The organism is Streptomyces sp. NBC_00620, from assembly GCF_026341825.1.
Classification (GTDB): domain Bacteria; phylum Actinomycetota; class Actinomycetes; order Streptomycetales; family Streptomycetaceae; genus Streptomyces.
In genome coordinates this window covers 411246-430948 of record NZ_JAPENY010000001.1, presented here as the reverse complement: position 1 = coordinate 430948, position 19703 = coordinate 411246, and the positions used below count along the sequence as shown (strand labels likewise).

Sequence of the window (19703 nt, the reverse complement as noted above, 5' to 3'; positions counted from 1 at the left end):
GTTCGGGTTCCGGATCTCGGGTTCCGGTTCAGGGGGCGTGGCGGTCGCGGGCGCCGAGTCCCTCGTCGTCCGAGTCCGTCCACAGGGTCGTGTCGTACGGGGTGTCGGGGATCGTGACGAGGTCGGGGCGCCGGGAGGTGGTCAGGCCTGGGGCGGCCTCCTTCAGCAGCGCGACGCTCTCGCGCAGGTGGTCGGCGTCGGTGCGTACGCGGCGCATCTCCAAGCCGCCGCCTATCTGCTGCTCCAGGCGTCCTACCGACCTCGCGAGGTCGTCTAGGCAGCGCTGGACTGACGTCAGGTCGTCTTGCACGGACATGACTTGCCCTCACTTCCGGGGCGGGTCGGCCCGTTGGCGGCAACGTTCATGCGCCTGCGAGTGTTGCGCGTCACATGAGCCCGTGTGAAGGCGTGTGCATGGATTGATGGATCGCGCGCCTCCGTGCGCCGGGGCCGGGGGTGGGTTTTCTCGCCCCCTCCGCCCCTTCCCGTCCCGTTCCTGGGGGCTGCCGCCCCCAGACCCCCGCTTCGGCCTGAACGGCCTCGTCCTCAAACGCCGGACGGGCTAGGAGTAGCCCCTCCGGCGTTTGAGGAGCGGGGTCTGGGGCGGAGCCCCAGGAACAAGGGACGGGTAGGGGCGGAGGGGGCGAGCACCCCCAAGCCCGGCCCCGCCCCCGGGTTCGTTGCGCCGCACGGGTGGGGTTCCGTCCTCCTGTCGCCGTGTCGCGGCCGACGCACCGCCCCCCTCCCCTTCAGTGGGCGCATACATCTGATCAGCTCCATATACCGCCAAACGTGATCAGAAGCCGACAGTAGAGCGTCCCCCGGAGGTTGCAGTGATGTCCCACGACGGCGTCGGACTGCGCGCGGTGATGCGCTCGGTCGCGTTTCTCACCGCGGGCGCGCTCGCGGTACCCCTTCTCTCCGCGTGCAGCGCGGAGGACCCGGCGGGGAAGCCGGTCGCGGGGCAGGACATCGGGCCCGCGACCCGCGACCTGATCGCAGACGGCGGGACCCTCCGCTGGGCCGTGGACGCCGTACCGGAGACGCTGAACACGTTCCAGGCGGACGCGGACGCCGCGACGTCGAGGGTCGCCGGCGCCGTACTGCCCTCGATGTACCGGCTCGACCAGAACGGGCGCCCGCAGGTCGACACCGACTACCTGGAGACCGCGAAGGTCGCCGAGCGCGAGCCCAAGCAGGTCGTGCTGTACAAGCTCAACCAGCAGGCGGTCTGGAGCGACGGCCGCGAGATCGGCGCCGCCGACTTCGCCGCCCAGTGGCGCGCCCTGTCCGGCAAGGACACCGCGTACTGGACGGCCCGCAACGCCGGCTACGACCGCATCGAGAAGATCGAGCGCGGCGCCAACGACCTGGAGGTCAAGGTCACCTTCAGCCGCCCGTACGCCGACTGGAAGTCGCTGTTCTCCCCGCTGTACCCGAAGGACGTCATGGGCACCCCGGACTCCTTCAACGACGGCGCGCGCCGCAAGCTGAAGGTCACCGCGGGCCCCTTCGCGCTGAAGAAGGTCGACCGCGAGGACGGCAAGGTCACCCTCACCCGCAACCCGCGCTGGTGGGGCCGCCCCACCAAGCTCTCCGAGATCGTGCTGCGCGCCGTCCCCCGCGACGAGCGGGCCGCCGCGCTCGCCGACGACAAGGTCGACCTGGCCGAGATCGACCCCGCCGAGGCCCAGCGGATCACACTCGCCGCCCGCGCCAAGGGCAGCACGCCCCTCCAGGGTCCCGGCGCCGCGCTCAGCCCCGCCAAGTCGCTGCGTTCCTGGGCCCGCGCGCACGGCTCCGACGAGGAGGCCGCGGGCGAGGAGATCAGCGCCCGCGAGAAGCGGCGCGAGGCGATGGCGGAGTACGCCGACCAGCAGTCGGCCCTGCGCGGTTTCGTGGTCCGCAAGTCCCTCGAACCCGCCTACACACAGCTCGCCCTCAACGGCTCCGAGGGCCCCCTCGCCGACGAGCGCGTCCGCCGCGCCGTGGCCCGTGCCCTGGACCGCGAGGAACTCGCCAAGGCCGTCCTGGAACCGCTCGGGCTGCCCGCCGTCCCCGTCGGCAGCCACCTCGCGCTCTCCGGCCAGCAGGCGTACGCGGACAACAGCGGCGCCCTCGGCGGGCAGGACACCGCGGAGGCGCAGGCGCTGCTCGCGGACGCCGGGTGGGTGCCCGGCGGGCCGGTCAAGGAGCAGAAGAAGAAGGAGAAGGCGGCCGGGTCCGAGGGCGAGAAGGCGGACGCGGACTCCGAGGAGGGCTCCGGCGACGGGACGTACATCGTCGGTGACGACAACAAGCCCGCCGAGGCCGACCGGGAGAAGAAGAAGGACCCCAAGGACCACTCCAAGAAGCAGTCGGGGCAGTACGCGGACGAGCGCGCCGGCAAACACCTCGACGGCAAGCAGTACGGGCGCAAGGAAGCCAAGCAGGGCGGAGCGCCCGGCGCGTACGCCCCCAAGGGCACGGCCGCCCCTGCTGGCGCCGCGGCCGCAGCGCTCGCCAAGGACGGCAAGCCGCTGACGCTCCGCTTCGTGGTGCCCTCGGGCCCCGGTTCGGAGTCGCTGCGCACGGTCGCCGACCGCATCTCGCGGATGCTGGAGCGCATCGGCATCCGTACGGAGATGACCAGGGTCCCGGACGACAGCTACTTCAAGGACCACATCGCGTCCGGCGAGTACGACCTGGCGCTGTACTCCTGGCCCGCCTCCGCCTTCCCGGCCACCGACGCCCGCCCGATCTACTCCAAGCCGGTACCGGCCGCCGACGGCTCCCTCACCGTCGAGCAGAACTACACCCGCGTCGGCACCGACCAGGTCGACCAGCTCTTCGACCAGGCCATCGCCACCCTCGACGAGGCCGAGGGACGCTCCCTGGTCCGCAAGGCCGACGCCCGCATCTGGGCCGCCGCCGGATCGATTCCCCTCTACCAACGCCCCCAGCTGACAGCCGCCCGCACCAACCTCGCCAACACCGGCGCCTTCGGCTTCCAGACCCCCGTCTACGAGGACATGGGCTTCCTGAGGAAGGGCGCGAAGCCCGCGGAGAAGTCACCGGGGGCGGAGAAGAAGGACAAGTAGTCCTCCACTCTCAGTTTCTCCTCGCTCAGATCATCCTCAAGCCGAGTGCCGGGCGGGACCCGGCTGGGCAGAGTGTCCCCGACGGCCAGTGATCACCACCGGCCGCGGGGGACACCGGGGGATCACCATGCGCGAGCACGCTCTCAGGAACACGGCGGCGGGTCTCGCCGCAGCGGCGCTGCTCGTCGGCGCCGCGGGCTGTTCGAGCGGCGGGGCGGGCGATGACAAACAGGACAAGGCCGCGTCGTGCACACAGGGCACGTACGCCTGGTCCGGCATCGAACGCGAGCAGAAACTGACCGGGCTCGCCGACCCGATCCGGCTGAAGAAGAAGACGGACTCCGTGTCGGTGGACCTCGAGCCGCTGAGGGGCGTCAGTTACAAGCCCCACATGACCTCCATGGCCCCTGGGGTCCGCGCGGCCGACGCCATCAAGGCGCTGGGCCGGCATCTCAAGGCGGCGCAGCCCCTCGCGGCACCCTCGGAGCCGGCCGTGCCGAGCGAAGTCGGGGAGCACTTCGAGGCACATACAGGTGACCTCCAGGGGGCGTACTACGCATGGACGTACGTCGATCTGGTCGAGGCCGATTTCACGTACACCTGTCGCGGCGGCGGCGCCGACCCGGTCACGGGCCATGTACTGACCTGGGAGACCACCGGCACCGGGTTCCTGACCTGCGGCGACCCCATCGACGCCGCAGACCTCGCCTCACCGGACGCCGCCGAGCGCAGCGCCGCCCGGCAGACCTGCCCCGCAGATTCGCCCGCCGCGAAGACCGCCTGACCAGGAGCCCGAGACCGCGGCCGCGGGCCCGCGCGCACGGGCCCGCGGAGGCCGTCCCTGTCAGGGCCACGTACGATGGGGTAAGGCCGTGGCGTGTTCAGCCCGGCAGGCCCCGCACAGCGGAGGCCGTCCACTCACTCCGGGAGAAGCGCCTCAATATGGCCACGCGCCACGACATCCGCAACGTTGCCATCGTCGCCCACGTCGACCACGGCAAGACCACTCTGGTCGACGCCATGCTCAAGCAGGCCGGTGCCTTCGCCGCGCACGCCGCCGAGTCGCTTGACGACCGCATGATGGACTCGAATGACCTGGAGCGTGAGAAGGGCATCACGATCCTGGCCAAGAACACGGCCGTGAAGTACCACCCGAAGGATGGCGGCGACGTCATCACGATCAACATCATCGACACCCCCGGCCACGCCGACTTCGGCGGCGAGGTCGAGCGCGGTCTGTCGATGGTGGACGCGGTCGTGCTCCTCGTCGACGCCTCCGAGGGCCCGCTGCCCCAGACCCGCTTCGTGCTGCGCAAGGCGCTGCAGGCCCGCCTGCCCGTCATCCTGTGCATCAACAAGACGGACCGCCCCGACTCGCGCATCGACGAGGTCGTGAACGAGGCGTACGACCTCTTCCTCGACCTCGACGCCGACGAGGAGCAGATCGAGTTCCCGATCGTCTACGCGTGTGCGCGTGACGGCGTGGCCTCGCTGACCAAGCCGGAGAACGGCACCGTCCCGGCCGACAGCGACAGCCTGGAGCCGTTCTTCTCCACGATCCTGTCGCACGTCCCGGCTCCGGAGTACGACGAGGCGGCCCCGCTCCAGGCGCACGTCACCAACCTGGACGCCGACAACTTCCTCGGCCGTATCGCGCTGCTCCGCGTCGAGCAGGGTGAGCTGCGCAAGGGCCAGACCGTCACGTGGATCAAGCGCGACGGCACGATGTCCAACGTGCGCATCACCGAGCTGCTGATGACCGAGGCGCTCACCCGCAAGCCGGCCGAGAAGGCGGGCCCGGGTGACATCTGCGCGGTCGCGGGTATCCCGGAGATCATGATCGGTGAGACCCTCGCCGACCCCGAGAACCCCATCGCGCTGCCGCTCATCACGGTCGACGAGCCCGCGATCTCCATGACCATCGGTACGAACACCTCGCCGATGGTCGGCCGCGGCGCCACCGGCAAGGGCGCGGACGCCAAGGCCGCGGTCAAGGACCGCAAGGTCACCGCCCGTCAGGTCAAGGACCGCCTGGACCGCGAGCTGATCGGTAACGTCTCGCTGCGCGTGCTCGACACCGAGCGCCCCGACGCCTGGGAGGTGCAGGGCCGTGGTGAGCTGGCGCTGGCCATCCTGGTCGAGCAGATGCGCCGTGAGGGCTTCGAGCTGACCATCGGCAAGCCGCAGGTCGTCACGCAGATCGTCGACGGCAAGGTGCACGAGCCGGTCGAGCGCATGACGATCGACGTGCCCGAGGAGCACATGGGCGCCGTCACGCAGCTCATGGGCGTCCGCAAGGGCCGCATGGACAACATGTCGAACCACGGCTCCGGCTGGGTCCGCCTGGAGTTCGTCGTCCCCTCCCGCGGCCTCATCGGCTTCCGTACCGAGTTCCTGACCGGTACGCGCGGCACGGGCATCGCCCACTCCATCCACGAGGGCCACGAGCCGTGGTTCGGCACGCTGACGACCCGTAACAACGGCTCGCTGGTCGCCGACCGCTCGGGCGCCGTCACCGCGTTTGCGATGACGAACCTCCAGGAGCGCGGTGTGCTCTTCACCGACCCCGGCACCGAGGTGTACGAGGGCATGATCGTCGGCGAGAACTCGCGCGCCGACGACATGGACGTGAACATCACCAAGGAGAAGAAGCTCACGAACATGCGGTCGGCCGCGGCCGACTCGTTCGAGGCGATCGTCCCGCCGCGCAAGCTCTCCCTGGAGCAGTCGCTGGAGTTCTGCCGCGACGACGAGTGCGTCGAGGTGACCCCGGAGGCCGTTCGCATCCGCAAGGTCGTCCTCGACCAGAAGGAGCGCGGTCGCTCCGCCAGCCGCGCCAAGCACGGCTGATCCTTCGGCCGTCCTGTACGTCCGGTACGGCTTTGTCCGTACCAACTGAGCCCGGGTTCCCCCATGATGGGGAGCCCGGGCTTTTTTGCTGCGAAGGGCGCGCAAAGGGTGCGCGAAGGGCGAGGTGGTGGCTGTCGCGGCGGCCACCGCGAAGGACGCTGCGCAAGATCTAGCCGTCCCGGATGTCGCTCGCAACCGGTTTTCCCGTCGCCGCGTGTCCGAAATGCGGTTCGTCCCGCCCGATACGCATGTAACAAGTCCGTTTCGCGGGCTTCTCTCTCAGATCATTTTGTCCAGATTTTGGAAGATGTACGCGTCAGCTGTGATGGAACCGAGACCTAAAGGCAGTGGTCGGTATCTGGCTCATGTCAGATAGTTAGCCGCGTAACGCTCGGGTCAATGGGTCATGCGCTGCACGGGGCAGCGCCGACTCACGAGCACAGTGGGGTGCTTGACCCTCCGTCAGGGGTGTCGGAGGTCAAGCAAGAGCCCCTCCTGTCCGTGCACCGGTTGAGTCATGAGGAGGCACAAGATGCCAACTACGCGTGTTCACCTGCGAGTTGTCGCTTGCCGGGCCCTGGCGCCCAGCGACCACTAGGCATACGTCTCTCCTGATCCGCATGGTCCGAACCGTGGCCGCCCAAACTCTGTGGCGGCCCGCGGACTCGGCGTACCCATGAAATGGACGAATCATGACCAGTCCGATCGAGATCGAGGGCGCGGAAGCCTCCACCGACGTCGACGAGAAGGCCGAGCCGAAACGTTCCGAGCAGCCGGAGAAGCTGGAGGGGCGATCGCCCGGCCAGCTGATGTGGCGCCGGTTCAAGCGTGACCGCACCGGTGTGGTCTCCGCGTACATCGTGCTCTTCTTCTTCCTGATCGCCGCTGTGGCTCCGCTGATCTCGAAGGTGTACGGCAAGAATCCGTACACGCTCTACGGGCAGGAAGACCCCACGCTCCTGAACGACTTCAACATGCCGGCGGGTCCCAACGGCGGCATCACGTCGGAGTACTGGTTCGGGATCGAACCCACCCTGGGTCGCGATGTGTTCATGCAGCTCCTGTACGGCATGCGCACCTCGCTGTACACGGCGCTCGCGGCGACCGTCGCCATGGTGGTGATGGGCATTGTGATCGGCCTGGTCGGCGGGTACTTCGGCGGCAAGGTGGACTACTGGCTGGGCCGGTTCACGGACTTCATGCTGGCCTTCCCCAACCAGCTGTTCATGATCGCGGCGATGCCCGTGATCACGGTGGTCTTCGTCGCCCCCGACGAGGAGACGCCCACCTACATCCGCACGCTCGCCATCGTCGGCGTGCTGTGGTTCCTCGGCTGGATGGGGCTCTCCCGGCTGATCCGGGCGGTCACCCTGTCGCTGCGCGAGCGTGAGTTCGTCGAGGCCGCGAAGGTCGCCGGCGCCTCCCCGTGGCGGATCATCCGCAAGGAACTGCTGCCCAACCTCGTCACACCGATTCTGGTGCAGGGCACGTACATGCTGCCCAGCACCATTCTCTCGGTCGCGTTTCTCTCTTTCGTCGGCGTCGGGTACACCGAGCCGACGCCCGACTGGGGCCGGATGTTCGCCATTGGGTCGGACATCTACGAACAGGACCCCGTCTACATGTTCTTCCCGGGTGTCGCCATGGTCGTCTTCGTCGTGGCGTTCAACCTCCTCGGGGACTCCGTCCGGGATGCCTTCGATCCCAAGACGGGCCGCTGATTCCAGCGAGGGCCGCTGCCACCCGGGAGCCGGCGACGAACCGGCCGTGCACTGCAAGGCAGCACCAGTGATCACTACTCACAGGCAGGTGGACTCAACTCCATGAGCATCCTCAGTTCCCGCAGAGGGCGGACCGCAGTCGCCGCGGTCGCGGTCGGCGCCCTGGCGCTGGCCGGCTGCAGCAGCAGTGACAGCGGCAGCAACAACGACAAGAGCCAGCAGAAGGAAGACGCCGCCGCACAGTCCAACGCGGTGAAGATGGGCACCGCCGCGGACTCCACGGGTCCCGCCGAGGAGGTCGCGGGTGCCAAGTCCGGCGGCACCATACAGGTCTACAACGAGACCGACTTCTCGCACCTGGACCCGGCGCAGATCTACGTCAGCGACGGCGGCCTGCTCTCGAAGCTGATCTACCGCGGTCTGACCACGTACGTGGAAGACGGCAAGGGCGGCATCACCGTCGTCGGCGACCTCGCCACCGACCCGGGCAAGGTTTCCGACGGCGGCAAGACCTGGACGTTCACGCTGAAGGACGGCGTCAAGGACGAGACCGGTCATGTGATCGACTCGGCCGACGTCCGGCACACCTTCGAGCGGCTCTACGACCCGTTCATCACGGACGGCCCGTCCTACATCCAGCAGTGGCTGTCGGGCTCCGGCACCGCCTACCGCGACGCGTACGAGGGTCCGTTCAAGGGCAAGCACCTGCCGGACACCGTGCTGGCCACGCCCGACGCCAAGACCGTCGTCTTCAAGTTCAAGACCCCGCAGCCCGACCTGGCGCAGGCCCTGGCCATGGCCGGCTACTCCATCGTGCCCGAGAAGACGGACACGAAGGAGAAGTACGACACCGACCCGGTCGCCGTCGGCCCGTACAAGATCTCGGAGTTCAAGCCCGGCAAGAGCGTGACGCTGGTCAAGAACACCAACTGGGACCCGAACACGGACCCGATGCGCCACCAGTACGTCGACGGCTTCGACATCGAGGTCAACCACGACGACGAGGACCAGACCAAGACGCTCCTCGCCGACCGCGGCGACGCCAAGAACGCGATCATGATGACCGGCCAGGTCGCCACCACGCAGGTGCAGAAGGTTGTGGCCGACCCCGCGGCGATGAAGCGCACGGTCCAGGGCTACGCGCCGTACGTCTGGCAGCTGAACTTCAACCTGGACCGCATCAAGGACAAGAAGATCCGCGACGCGATCACCCTGGCCATGCCGGCCACGTCGGTCTTCAGGGCCGACGGCGGTAACTACGGCGGTGAGGTCGCCAACAGCCTGATGTCGCCGACCACTCCGGGTTACGACAAGGCGTACGACCCCTTCAACCGGGCCAAGAAGCCCAACGGTGACATCGCGGCGGCCAAGAAGCTGATCGAGGAAGCCGGCGCCACGGGCAAGAAGGTCGTCTACGCCTACTCCAACACCCCGGTCCGCCAGCAGCAGGCCCTCCTCATCGAGGACGCCCTCACGAAGATCGGCCTGGACGTCCAGAAGAAGGAGATCGACTCCGCCACCTGGTACGAGCAGGTCGGCAAGGTCGACAACGGTCTCGACCTCTACATGACCGGCTGGGGCCAGGACTGGCCGTCCGCCAGCACGGTCTTCCCGCCGCTGTACGACGGCACGCAGATCCAGGACGGTTCGTCGAACTACGCGCACATCAACGACGACCACGTGAACTCCGAGATCGTCCGCATCCAGAAGATCACGGACGCGGTGGAGGCCACGAAGGCCTGGAACGCCCTCAACCAGTACATCAGCGAGAAGGTCAATCCGGCCGCCCCGATCTACTACACCAAGGTGTTCCAGATCGCCGGCTCCAACATCGGTGGCCTGCGCTACTCCACCGTGACCAGCTACACCGACCCGACTCGGGTCTTCCTCAAGAGCTGACCACGGTCCCGGGGGCGCACTCAGCGGAGTGCGCCCCCGGGTGCTCCTGTCCCTGGCCGCAGCCGTCCTGAGAGCAGCGTTCCGCCATGCTTCGATTCATCCTTCGCCGGACGTTCGGCGCGATGCTCATCCTTCTGCTGATCAGCGTCGTCACGTTCATCATGTATTACGCCATCCCCCAGGACCCGGCGACGCTTTCGTGCGGCAAGAACTGCACTCCGGACGCCCTGGCGATCATCCACAAGAACCTGGGCATGGACGATCCGCTGCCCGTGCAGTACTGGAAGTTCCTCTCCGGCGTCTTCGTCGGACGTGACTTCGCCGTGGGGCACTGCCCCGCGCCCTGCTTCGGCGTCTCCTTCCGCGACCAGCAGATGGTCTGGGACACGATCATGGACCGCTTCCCGCTGACGCTGTCCCTCACGGTCGGCGGACTGGTCGTCTTCCTCATCGTCGGTCTCGGCACCGGCATGATCGCCGCCCGTTTCCGTGGCACCTGGCTGGACAAGGCCGTCAGCACCTTCTCGCTGGTGCTCAGCTCGTTCCAGATCTACTTCCTCGGCCCGATCGTCCTCGGCATCTTCGTCTACAGCACGGGCTGGCTCGACAAGCCCAAGTACGTGCCGCTGACCGAGGATCCGTGGGGCTGGTTCATGGGCCTGCTGATCCCCTGGCTCGTGATGTCCGTGATCTTCACCGCCAACTACACGCGTATGGCACGCTCGACGATGATCGAGCAGCTCCAGGAGGAGCATGTGCGCGCGGCCCGGGCGAAGGGCATGGCGGGCAGATACGTCTTCCTGCGGTACGCCTGGCGCGGCTCGCTCATCCCCATCCTCACCATCCTCGGCATGGACCTCTCCGCACTGCTCGGCGGCGCCATCGTCACCGAGTTCACCTTCGGCCTCGCGGGCCTCGGCCGGCTCGCGGTGGACTCGGTGGTCGGCAAGGACCTGCCGAAACTGATGGGCGTGATGCTCGTCAGCGCGGCGTTCATTCTTCTGCTCAACGTCATCGTGGATGCCCTGTACGCGGTGGTCGATCCGCGCATCCGGCTGGCGTAGTCCCGTAGTTCCGAGTTCTGTAATTCCGTAGTAGCTCTGCCGTAGTAGCTCTGCCGTAGTCCTGCTCGTCGTCCTGCTCGTAGTACCGGGAGAAACCGCAGTGACCACTCTCACCAAGCCGGAGGACGCGCCGGCTCCCACCGGATCCGACGCGTTCCTCTCGGTCCGCGACCTGCACGTGCGGTTCTCCACGGAGGACGGCGACGTCAAAGCGGTCGACGGTCTCTCCTTCGATCTGGAGCGCGGTACGACCCTCGGCATCGTCGGCGAGTCCGGGTCCGGGAAGTCCGTCACCAACCTGACCATCCTGGGCCTGCACAGCCCGCTGAACACCACCGTCGAGGGCGAGATCGTCCTCGACGGCAAAGAGCTGACCACCGCCACGGAGCACGAGCTGGAGAAGCTCCGCGGCAACAAGATGGCGATGATCTTCCAGGACGCGCTGACCGCCCTTTCGCCGTACCACACGGTCGGCCGACAGATCGGTGAGCCGTTCCGCAAGCACACCGGGGCCTCCAAAAGGGAGGCGAAGGCGCGGGCGATCGAGATGCTGACGAAGGTCGGCATCCCGCACGCCAAGGAGCGTGTGGACGACTATCCGCACCAGTTCTCCGGCGGTATGCGCCAGCGCGTGATGATCGCGATGTCCCTGGTCTGCAACCCGGATCTGCTGATCGCCGACGAGCCGACGACGGCCCTCGACGTGACCGTGCAGGCGCAGATCCTGGACCTCCTGAAAGACCTCCAGCAGGAGTTCGGCTCCGCCATCATCATGATCACCCACGATCTCGGGGTGGTCGCGAACATGGCGGACGACCTGCTGGTGATGTACGCGGGCCGGGCGGTGGAGCGCGGCACGGTCCGCGAGGTGCTCAAGTCCCCGCAACACCCGTACACCTGGGGACTGCTGGGATCCATGCCGCGCCTCACGGCCGACGTCGACGAACCGCTGACCCCCATCCCGGGCGCGCCCCCGTCGCTGCTGAACCCGCCCTCGGGGTGCCCGTTCCATCCGCGGTGCACCTTCACGCGTGAGGTCGAGGGCTCCGACCGGTGCGTGGACATCCGGCCCGAACTCCCGGTGGGGCGTGGCTCGGCCTGCCATCTGACACCGGACCAAAAGAGCCACATCTTCACCGACACGATTCGGCCCAGGCTGGGCTGAGGGGACTGACTGTGAGCGACGAGAAAACCGCGGTCGTGACCGACGCGATCCCCGGGCAGCGGGAAGAGACACGCGAACCGCTGCTGAGTGTCACCGACTTGAAGAAGCACTTCCCGGTGAAGGGAGGCTTCCCGATCAAGCGCACGGTCGGCGCCGTCCAGGCCGTGGACGGGGTCTCCTTCGACGTGTTCCCCGGCGAGAGCCTGGGCCTGGTGGGCGAGTCCGGCTGCGGCAAGTCCACCACCGGACGGCTGCTGACCCGGCTCCTGGAGCCGACCGGCGGCACGATCTCCTACCGCGGAAAGGACATCAGCCGCTCCACCCGGCGCCAGCTGCGCCCGATCCGCTCCGAGATCCAGATGATCTTCCAGGATCCGTACGCCTCCCTGAACCCCCGGCAGACGGTCGGCACGATCATCTCCGCCCCGATGGAGATCAACGGCGTCAATCCGCCGGGCGGCCGCGAGGCCCGGGTGCGGGAGCTCCTTGAGACCGTCGGCCTCAACCCCGAGCACTACAACCGCTTCCCGCACGAGTTCTCCGGCGGACAGCGGCAACGTATCGGCGTGGCAAGGGCGTTGGCGCTCGCACCCAAGCTGATCGTGGCGGACGAGCCGGTGTCCGCGCTGGACGTCTCGATCCAGGCGCAGGTCGTGAACCTGCTCCAGGAGGTCCAGCGGGAGATGGGCATCGCGTTCGTCTTCATCGCCCACGACCTGGCGATCGTCCGGCACTTCTCGCAGCGCGTCGCGGTCATGTACCTCGGCAAGATCGTGGAGATCGCCGACCGTACGTCGCTGTACACCGGCCCGCGCCACCCGTACACCCACGCGCTGATGTCGGCCGTCCCCGACGCCGACATCGATGCCGAGAAGAAGGAACGCATCCGCCTCGAGGGTGACGTGCCTTCCCCCATCAACCCGCCGTCCGGCTGCCGCTTCCGCACCCGCTGCTGGAAGGCGCAGGACAAGTGCGCGCAGGAGGAGCCGCCGCTGGTCCGCCTTTCGGGTAACGCCGAGGGGCATTTGACGGCCTGTCACTTCCCGGAGGACCCGACGACCGGGGCCCGCGCGCAGGACATCATCCTGGATCCGGCGCTGGCGGCGCTGGAGGAAGAGATCGCGAAGGACTGAGGAGACCGCGGCCCGTCGGGCGGGCCACGGTGATGATCTCCGGGGCGGTGGGGGTGAGCGGCCCCCGCCCCCAGTCCCCGAACCGTTCGGCCACGGCGAAGCCCGCCTCGGTGAGGAACCCGTCGAGTGCGTCCGGGTCCAGGAACCGCAGAGTGCTGCTACTGACCCGCGGGTGCTCCCACCCCGGGTGGTCGAAGGTCTCGGTGAACGTGACACGGTCCCCGGCCTCGGGTGTCTCGGCCTCGTGCCAGACGCGTACGACTTCGCCGTGGGCGTCCGTCACCTCGCGGACCTGCTCCGGAGTCCACCTCTCCCAGGCGCGGGCGGCGGGGTTGCGGGTCTCGAAGACGAAGTGGCCGTCGTCGGAGAGTGCCTGGCGTATCGCGGCGAGGGCGCCGCGTAACTCCTCATCGCCCAGCAGTACTTGAAACGCGTGGCCGGTCATCACGACGAGGTCGAACTCCCGCTCCCAGTGCGCCGCTGTGAGATCGCCGAGCACCCACTCGACGGCCGCTCGTCGATCGCGGCCAGGGCCCCCGCCTCCCGCGCCCGCCCGCCGCCGCGCCTGCACCAGCATGGCCGCGGCGGGATCGAGCCCGCACAGCCGCCCCTCGTGCCCGGCCTCCAGAGCCCGCCCGAGCAGCCGACCCGTGCCGCACCCGACATCGAGCACGGACCGCGCGGACAGCACAAGGTCCAGGTAGAAGTCGTCACTTCGTCCCCACGGATTGAGGGCGTCGTACAGGGCGGCCAGTGAGAGGTCACTGAACGAACGGTCAGCCATCGAAGCAGTCTCTCAGCCCGTAGGTTCGCCCGAACCACTGATGGGGACACTGGCGGCCGCTCGCGAGACTGCCGGTAACTGCGGGGAGGAACGCGGGAGTTGGCAGAGAGCGCGGTGGGGGCCGTCCTCTTCGACGTGGACGGCGTACTGATCGACACCGCGGACGCGCACGGACGGGTCTGGCGCGCCTGGGCCCGGCTGCGCGGCCTGGACCCCGAGGAGGTCTGGGAGGCCACGCAGGGCCGACGCCGGACGGACATCCTCCGGCTTCTCGCCCCGCAGCTGGATCCCGCTGGGGAACACCTGGTCCTGGACCGGCTGATGGCCGCCGAGGAACCCGGGTTCCGTGCCTTCGACGGCGCTGCCGCGCTGCTGCGGTCCCTGCCGCCGCACCTGTGGGCGGTCGTCACCTCCAGCCGCGCGCACCCCACCGCGGCCCGCCTCGCCCGTACCGGGCTGCCCGTTCCCGGCGTACGGATCTGCGCCGAGGACGTCTCCGAGGGCAAGCCCTCGCCGGAGGGCTACCTCACCGCCGCCGCCCGGCTGGCGGTCGACCCGGCCCGCTGCGTGGTCGTCGAGGCGGGGCTCGCCGCCGGCTGCACGGTGTACGCCGTGGCCTCCACGCACCGCCCCGCCGAACTGGCCCGTGCCCACGTCTGCTTTCCCTCGCTGTCGGAGGCGGGCCGGGCGCTGACCGCCGTACACCGGAGCCGACTCGACGACGGCTGTTAATGGCTCGACATCGAACGGGCGACCGGGGATGCTTCACCCCGATGACGACGCGAACAGACACGCCTCCCGCCTGGGACGAGCGCACACAGCTGGCCACCTTCCTCGACTACGTGCGCGCCACGGCCCACGCCAAGTGCGAGGACGTCTCCGCGGAGGACGCCCGCAAGGCCCCGCTGCCCGGCTCCCCGCTGATGACCCTGTGCGGACTGATCAACCACCTTCGCTGGGTCGAGTACTACTGGTTCCAGGTGGTGTTCCTCGGTGAGGAGGACGAGGGTCCCTGGACGGACGAGGACCCCGACCGCGAGATGCGCATCGCCGTCGACTTCCCGCTGGCGGACCTGCTCGCCCAGTACGAGGAACAGTGCGTCCGCTACCGCCTGCTGGTGGCCGAGCACGACCTCGACACCAACGCCAAGCGGGTCCGGCGCGAAGGGCGCGCCGTCGACCTCCGCTGGATCCTCCTCCACCTGATCGAGGAGACGGCCCGCCACAACGGCCACCTCGACATCCTGCGCGAACTGGCCGACGGCCGGACCGGCGACTAGACCACCAGACCATGGGAGAGACAGGGTTGTTGAACCCCACCATCCGCACCCTCACCTTCGACTGCACCGGAGATCCGTACGATCTCGGCCTCTTCTGGAGCGAGTTGCTCGGCCGCCCACTGGACGACGACGACAAGCCCGGCGATCCGGAGGCGGTGATCCGGGACCCGTCCGGCGGACCCACCCTCCTCTTCGTCCATGTCCCGGAGGGCAAGGCGGCCAAGAATCGCGTCCACCTGGACCTGGAGCCGCACGGCCGGACAAGGGCGGCGGAGGTCACCCGCGCCCTCGCCCTCGGCGCCCGCCGGATCGCGGACCACACCCGCCCGGACGGCGGCGGCTGGGTGGTCCTGGCGGATCCCGAGGGCAACGAATTCTGTGTGGAGCGGGGGGAGTTGGGTTGAGAATGGCGGACCTTCGCCTGGAGAAGGTGACCCCGGACAACATCGACGCGGCCATCGCCCTGAAGGTCAGGCCGGAGCAGGAGCGCTTCGTCTCTCCGGTGGTGAACTCGCTAGCCGAGGCGTACGTGCATCCCGAGAAGGCCTGGCCCCGACTGATCTTCGACGGCGACGACCTGGTCGGCTTCGTCATGGCCTTCTTCGACATCCGCTTCAACCCCGAAATCCCGGACGACCGGCCGCGCTCCGGCCTCTGGCGCCTGAACATCGCCGACGGCCGGCAGGGGCGTGGATACGGGCGGTTCGCCGTCGAGGCCGTGTGCGAGGAGATCCGCACGCGTGGCCGCCAGTCCCGCGCCACGGTGACCTGGGCCGAGGGGGAGGGCGGGCCCGAGGGGTTCTATCTGGGGCTCGGGTTCCGGCGTACGGGGGAGATGAGCGGGGATCAGGTTGTGGGGGAATTGGAGCTGGCTGCGGTGTGAGAGCGCCGGGGTGACATCCCTTGCGATGTCGTCCATGCCCTGCCGTGGTGGGCGCGGGTTGCGACGTGACCGTGGGGCCGCCCGCTTCTTGGGCAGTGTCGTGCTTCCGCGGTCCGAGTAAAGGGCGCTCCGCTGCGCTACGCGTCGGCTGCGCCGATTCCGCTTCGCTCCACCCTTGACTCGGCCCGCTCCAGCACGGGGGAGAAGCGAGCGGGCGGCAGGGGGTGAGGGGTCCCCGGGGATGGGGAGTTGGCCGGAGGGGGTGTGGCGCGTACGCGCCTCGCCGGCACGCGGGGTGTGCTCAGCGGCGGGTCCGTGGCCTCCGACGTTCAGGCCCGTTCACCGACCCCCTGCGTCCCCCGATCCCCCCGCCTCGCGGGCACCGTGATTGGCAGATCCGTTCCACTGGAGGACGGGATGGTCCCTGCTCAGGCGGCTCATGCCTGGTACGAATCTGCCAATCGCATCCCATCTCGCCGACGCCCCCGCCCCCGGTCAGGACAAAGGCCCGCACCCAGGAAGGGTGCGGGCCTCCGTTCCCCGGGGACCGGAAGTTCGTCTGCTCGGGTCAATGGGCCGGCGAAAATCGGGTCCCGTGGGTCACGGGCTGACGGAATTGGGGTGTGTCAGGCCGTGACCTCGGGGTCCTTGGCGAGGCGGGGAGCCGGGACGGTCTCCTTGACCTCGGGGTAGTGGCAGGCCGTCAGGTGACCCTCGCTGCTGCCCTCGATGTGGACCAGCGTCGGGGCCTCCGTCGCGCACTTGTCCGTCGCCTTCCAGCAGCGGGTGCGGAAGCGGCAGCCGGACGGCGGGTTGATGGGGGAGGGCACGTCGCCGGTGAGGCGGATGCGGTCGCGGGCCGGGGTGTCGTCCGCCCTGGCCTCGGGGACGGCGGAGAGCAGCGCGCGCGTGTAGGGGTGGCGCGGGTTGTCGTACAGGTCCGCGCGGTCGGCGATCTCGACGATCTTGCCGAGGTACATGACCGCGACGCGCTGCGAGAAGTGCCGGACGATCGCCAGGTCGTGGGCGATGAAGACGAACGCGATGCCCAGGTCCCGCTGGAGCTCCTGGAGCAGGTTCACGACCTGCGCCTGGATCGAGACGTCGAGGGCCGAGACCGGCTCGTCCGCCACGATCAGCTTCGGCTCCAGGGCCAGTGCGCGGGCCACGCCGATGCGCTGGCGCTGTCCGCCGGAGAACTCGTGCGGGAAGCGGTTGTAGTGCTCGGGGTTGAGGCCGACGGTCTCGAGCAGCTCGCGTACGCGCTTCTCGCGGCCGCCCGCCGGGTTGATGCCGTTGACCTCCATCGGACCCGAGATGATCTTGCCGACCGTGTGCCTCGGGTTCAGCGAGGCGTACGGGTCCTGGAAGATCATCTGGATCTCGGAGCGGACCGGCGCGAGCTGCTTGCGGTTCGCGTGCGTGATGTCCTGGCCGCGGTACTTGATCGTGCCGGCCGTCGGTTCCAGGAGCCGCGTGATCAGCCGGCCCGTCGTCGACTTGCCGCAGCCGGACTCACCGACCAGACCCAGGGCCTCGCCCTCGGCCACCTGGAAGTCCAGCCCGTCCACGGCCTGGACCGCACCCACCGTCCGGCGGATGGGGAAACCACCCTTGATCGGGAAGTGCTTGGTCAGACCGGTGACGTCCAGGAGGGGGTTCGTTTTGCTCATGATCGTGAAATCCCGTCAGGTGTACGTCAGTTGGACCGGCTGCCGGCGAATTCGGCGAAGAAGTCGCGGCGCTGGTCGGCGGTCAGGTGGCAGGCGGAGCCTCGTCCGTCCGTGATCTCGAGAAGGGGGCGCTCGGAGGAGCAGCGCCCGTCCCCGACCTTCTCGGTGAAGCTGCACCGGGGGTGGAACCGGCAGCCCGTCGGCGGGTTCAGCAGCGAGGGCGGCGAGCCCGGGATCGGCGACAGCGGAACGTCGACCGGACCGTCCAGCGTCGGCATCGAGCTGAGCAGCCCCCAGGTGTACGGGTGCTGCGGCGCCCGCAGCACCTCCCGCTTGGTCCCGCGCTCCACGCACCGGCCGCCGTACATCACCAGCACCTCGTCCGCGATGTCCGCGATGACACCGAGGTCGTGGGTGATGAAGATGATCGCCGTGCCGAACTCCTTCTGGAGGTCCTTGAGGAGGTCCATGATCTGGGCCTGCACGGTGACGTCGAGCGCGGTGGTCGGCTCGTCCGCGATCAGCAGCTCCGGGTCGCAGACCAGCGCCATCGCGATCATCGCGCGCTGGCGCATACCGCCGGAGAACTGGTGCGGGTAGTCGTCCACGCGCACATCGGGCTGCGGGATGCCGACGCGGGTCAGCATCTCGATGGCCCGCGCCCGGGCCTCCTTCTTGGAGCAGCCGGTGTGCTTGCGGTACGTCTCACCGATCTGCCTGCCGATGGTGTGGTACGGCGACAGCGAGGTCAGCGCGTCCTGGAAGATCATCGACATCTTGTTGCCGCGCAGCTTCTCCAGGGTCTTCTCCGGAGCGCCGTTCAGCTCCTGGCCGTCGAGGGTGATGGAGCCCTCGACGGTCGTGCTGTCCGGGTTGTGCAGCCCCAGGATGGTCAGGTTGGTGACCGACTTGCCGGACCCCGACTCGCCCACGATGCCCAGCGTCTTGCCGCGTACGAGGTCGAACGAGAGACCGTCGACGGCCTTGACGGTGCCGTCCTCGGTCGAGAAGTGCACCTTCAGGTCCTTGACGGACAGGAAGGGCTGCTGGTCGGTGCTCGTCACGGGGACGCTCCTGAGGGGGTGATGCGGGGTAGCTGGTGGGGGCGGCGGCGGATCAGGCGAGCCGGATACGCGGGTCGATCAGGGCGTACAGGGCGTCCACGACGATGTTGGCGACGACCACGAAGGAAGCGGTGATCACCATGATGCCGAGCAGCATGGGCAGGTCGCTCGTGGTCACCGACTTCACGGCGAGCATGCCGACGCCCTGGAGGCTGAAGGTCTTCTCGGTGATCATCGCGCCGCCGAGGAGGACGCCGAGGTCGATGCCGAAGATGGTGACGATCGGTCCCATCGCGCCGCGCCAGGCGAAGCGGAAGAAGACGTTTCTGGCGGAGAGGCCCTTGGCCCGGGCGGTGCGGACGTAGTCCTCGTTGAGCTGCTCGACCAGTTGGGAGCGCGTCATACGGGTGTAGTTCGCGGTCCAGATCAGCGCCAGGACCAGCCAGGGAAGCATGAGTCCGTTGGCCCAGGACGCTGGGTTGTGGGTGAAGTTGGTGTACGAGGGCTGGTCCAGGATGTGCCACTGGTACACGAAGAAGTACAGGGCCAGCGTGCCCACGAAGTAGATCTGCATCGACGAGGCGATCAGCGAGGCGCTGCTGGCGAGCTTGTCGGTGGCCTTGCCCTGCTTCACGGCGGCGAGCATGCCCATACCGATGCCGAAGATCAGGAACACCACGGAGGAGCCGATGGCGAGGGAGACCGTGGTCGGGAACCGGTCCAGGATCGTCGCGAGGACGGGCTCACGGTTGACGAACGAGTAGCCCAGGCACGGCGCGTCGCAGTGGCCGAAGGACGCGAAGTCCCGGCCGAGGAAGATGCCCGACAGCCAGTGCCAGTACTGCACGGGCAGCGGGTCGGTGATCCCCATGTTGTGGCGGATCAACTGGAGCGTCTCCGGGGTGCAGAGCTTGCCGCAGGCCAGTCGGGCCGGGTCGCGCGGCACCGCGTAGAAGAGCATGAACGTGACGGCGCTGATGATCACCAGCGTTATCACGGCGCCGAGGATGCGGCGGACGAGAAAGCGAAGCATGGGGAGTGGCTTTCCTGGGATGGGCCGTCGTGCGGAGCGAATGCGGACCGGGTGTGACGAGAGGCCACGGAAGG

At 68.6% G+C, this 19703-nt stretch carries 17 protein-coding genes; 12 read left to right on the top strand and 5 right to left on the bottom strand.

The window, feature by feature from the left end:
• Positions 1-28 precede the first annotated feature (28 nt).
• On the bottom strand, positions 29-316 hold the full coding sequence (locus OG246_RS01905) for a hypothetical protein (protein ID WP_266454850.1): 288 nt from the start codon (positions 314-316) through the stop codon (positions 29-31).
• Between the two features lie 520 nt (positions 317-836).
• Between OG246_RS01905 and OG246_RS01900 the strand changes: the two genes are divergently transcribed.
• From OG246_RS01900 to OG246_RS01865, 8 genes are all read left to right on the top strand, one after another.
• On the top strand, positions 837-3080 hold the full coding sequence (locus tag OG246_RS01900) for an ABC transporter family substrate-binding protein (RefSeq protein ID WP_266454848.1): 2244 nt from the start codon (positions 837-839) through the stop codon (positions 3078-3080).
• Between the two features lie 127 nt (positions 3081-3207).
• Positions 3208-3864 carry a hypothetical protein gene (locus OG246_RS01895; protein WP_266454845.1) on the top strand — a complete coding sequence of 219 codons (657 nt, stop codon included), beginning with the start codon at positions 3208-3210 and terminating at the stop codon, positions 3862-3864.
• A 158-nt stretch (positions 3865-4022) separates the two neighbouring features.
• Entirely contained in the window at positions 4023-5930 is a 1908-nt protein-coding gene (gene typA / locus OG246_RS01890; RefSeq protein ID WP_266454843.1) for a translational GTPase TypA, read from the top strand.
• A gap of 692 nt (positions 5931-6622) precedes the next feature.
• Positions 6623-7651, top strand: coding sequence for an ABC transporter permease (locus tag OG246_RS01885; protein ID WP_266454840.1), 1029 nt, complete (start codon positions 6623-6625; stop codon positions 7649-7651).
• 102 nt (positions 7652-7753) lie between these two features.
• Positions 7754-9550, top strand: coding sequence for an ABC transporter substrate-binding protein (locus tag OG246_RS01880; protein ID WP_266454837.1), 1797 nt, complete (start codon positions 7754-7756; stop codon positions 9548-9550).
• Between the two features lie 86 nt (positions 9551-9636).
• Positions 9637-10614 (top strand): ABC transporter permease, encoded by a 978-nt coding sequence (locus OG246_RS01875; RefSeq protein ID WP_266454835.1) that lies wholly within the window; start codon positions 9637-9639, stop codon positions 10612-10614.
• Positions 10615-10714: 100 nt separating this feature from the next.
• The gene (locus tag OG246_RS01870; protein ID WP_266454832.1) at positions 10715-11779 is read left to right on the top strand and encodes an ABC transporter ATP-binding protein; all 1065 of its coding nucleotides are present in this window, start codon (positions 10715-10717) and stop codon (positions 11777-11779) included.
• Between the two features lie 35 nt (positions 11780-11814).
• Positions 11815-12912 carry an ABC transporter ATP-binding protein gene (locus OG246_RS01865; protein ID WP_266463765.1) on the top strand — a complete coding sequence of 366 codons (1098 nt, stop codon included), beginning with the start codon at positions 11815-11817 and terminating at the stop codon, positions 12910-12912.
• On the opposite strand, the gene OG246_RS01860 is transcribed toward OG246_RS01865, so the two are convergent.
• Positions 12860-13696 (bottom strand): bifunctional 2-polyprenyl-6-hydroxyphenol methylase/3-demethylubiquinol 3-O-methyltransferase UbiG, encoded by an 837-nt coding sequence (locus tag OG246_RS01860; RefSeq protein ID WP_266454829.1) that lies wholly within the window; start codon positions 13694-13696, stop codon positions 12860-12862. The two genes, OG246_RS01865 and OG246_RS01860, sit on opposite strands and share 53 nt — an antisense overlap.
• 99 nt (positions 13697-13795) lie before the next feature.
• Between OG246_RS01860 and OG246_RS01855 the strand changes: the two genes are divergently transcribed.
• The 4 genes from OG246_RS01855 to OG246_RS01840 are packed head-to-tail and all read left to right on the top strand — an operon-like array spanning position 13796 to position 15859.
• Entirely contained in the window at positions 13796-14428 is a 633-nt protein-coding gene (locus tag OG246_RS01855; RefSeq protein WP_266454825.1) for an HAD family phosphatase, read from the top strand.
• A 41-nt stretch (positions 14429-14469) separates the two neighbouring features.
• Positions 14470-14976, top strand: coding sequence for a DinB family protein (locus OG246_RS01850; RefSeq protein ID WP_266454822.1), 507 nt, complete (start codon positions 14470-14472; stop codon positions 14974-14976).
• An 11-nt stretch (positions 14977-14987) separates the two neighbouring features.
• Positions 14988-15380 carry a VOC family protein gene (locus tag OG246_RS01845; protein WP_266454820.1) on the top strand — a complete coding sequence of 131 codons (393 nt, stop codon included), beginning with the start codon at positions 14988-14990 and terminating at the stop codon, positions 15378-15380.
• A gap of 2 nt (positions 15381-15382) precedes the next feature.
• Complete coding sequence (locus OG246_RS01840) at positions 15383-15859, top strand: GNAT family N-acetyltransferase (protein ID WP_266454817.1); 477 nt, start codon at positions 15383-15385, stop codon at positions 15857-15859.
• Between the two features lie 626 nt (positions 15860-16485).
• On the opposite strand, the gene OG246_RS01835 is transcribed toward OG246_RS01840, so the two are convergent.
• The 3 genes from OG246_RS01835 to OG246_RS01825 are packed head-to-tail and all read right to left on the bottom strand — an operon-like array spanning position 16486 to position 19629.
• Positions 16486-17532, bottom strand: coding sequence for an ABC transporter ATP-binding protein (locus OG246_RS01835; RefSeq protein ID WP_266454815.1), 1047 nt, complete (start codon positions 17530-17532; stop codon positions 16486-16488).
• Between the two features lie 26 nt (positions 17533-17558).
• Positions 17559-18596, bottom strand: a complete 1038-nt coding sequence (locus tag OG246_RS01830) for an ABC transporter ATP-binding protein (RefSeq protein ID WP_266454813.1) — start codon at positions 18594-18596, stop codon at positions 17559-17561.
• 52 nt (positions 18597-18648) lie between these two features.
• The gene (locus OG246_RS01825) at positions 18649-19629 is read right to left on the bottom strand and encodes an ABC transporter permease (RefSeq protein WP_266454810.1); all 981 of its coding nucleotides are present in this window, start codon (positions 19627-19629) and stop codon (positions 18649-18651) included.
• Between the last annotated feature and the right edge of the window lie 74 nt (positions 19630-19703).

Coding starts and splice junctions, on each gene's coding strand:
- OG246_RS01885 (WP_266454840.1), top strand. CDS start 6,623: ATGACCAGTCCGATCGAGATCGAGGGCGCGGAAGCCTCCACCGACGTC.
- OG246_RS01880 (WP_266454837.1), top strand. CDS start 7,754: ATGAGCATCCTCAGTTCCCGCAGAGGGCGGACCGCAGTCGCCGCGGTC.
- OG246_RS01840 (WP_266454817.1), top strand. CDS start 15,383: ATGGCGGACCTTCGCCTGGAGAAGGTGACCCCGGACAACATCGACGCG.
- OG246_RS01845 (WP_266454820.1), top strand. CDS start 14,988: ATGGGAGAGACAGGGTTGTTGAACCCCACCATCCGCACCCTCACCTTC.
- OG246_RS01900 (WP_266454848.1), top strand. CDS start 837: ATGTCCCACGACGGCGTCGGACTGCGCGCGGTGATGCGCTCGGTCGCG.
- OG246_RS01895 (WP_266454845.1), top strand. CDS start 3,208: ATGCGCGAGCACGCTCTCAGGAACACGGCGGCGGGTCTCGCCGCAGCG.
- OG246_RS01860 (WP_266454829.1), bottom strand. CDS start 13,696: ATGGCTGACCGTTCGTTCAGTGACCTCTCACTGGCCGCCCTGTACGAC.
- typA (WP_266454843.1), top strand. CDS start 4,023: ATGGCCACGCGCCACGACATCCGCAACGTTGCCATCGTCGCCCACGTC.
- OG246_RS01850 (WP_266454822.1), top strand. CDS start 14,470: ATGACGACGCGAACAGACACGCCTCCCGCCTGGGACGAGCGCACACAG.
- OG246_RS01905 (WP_266454850.1), bottom strand. CDS start 316: ATGTCCGTGCAAGACGACCTGACGTCAGTCCAGCGCTGCCTAGACGAC.
- OG246_RS01875 (WP_266454835.1), top strand. CDS start 9,637: ATGCTTCGATTCATCCTTCGCCGGACGTTCGGCGCGATGCTCATCCTT.
- OG246_RS01825 (WP_266454810.1), bottom strand. CDS start 19,629: ATGCTTCGCTTTCTCGTCCGCCGCATCCTCGGCGCCGTGATAACGCTG.
- OG246_RS01835 (WP_266454815.1), bottom strand. CDS start 17,532: ATGAGCAAAACGAACCCCCTCCTGGACGTCACCGGTCTGACCAAGCAC.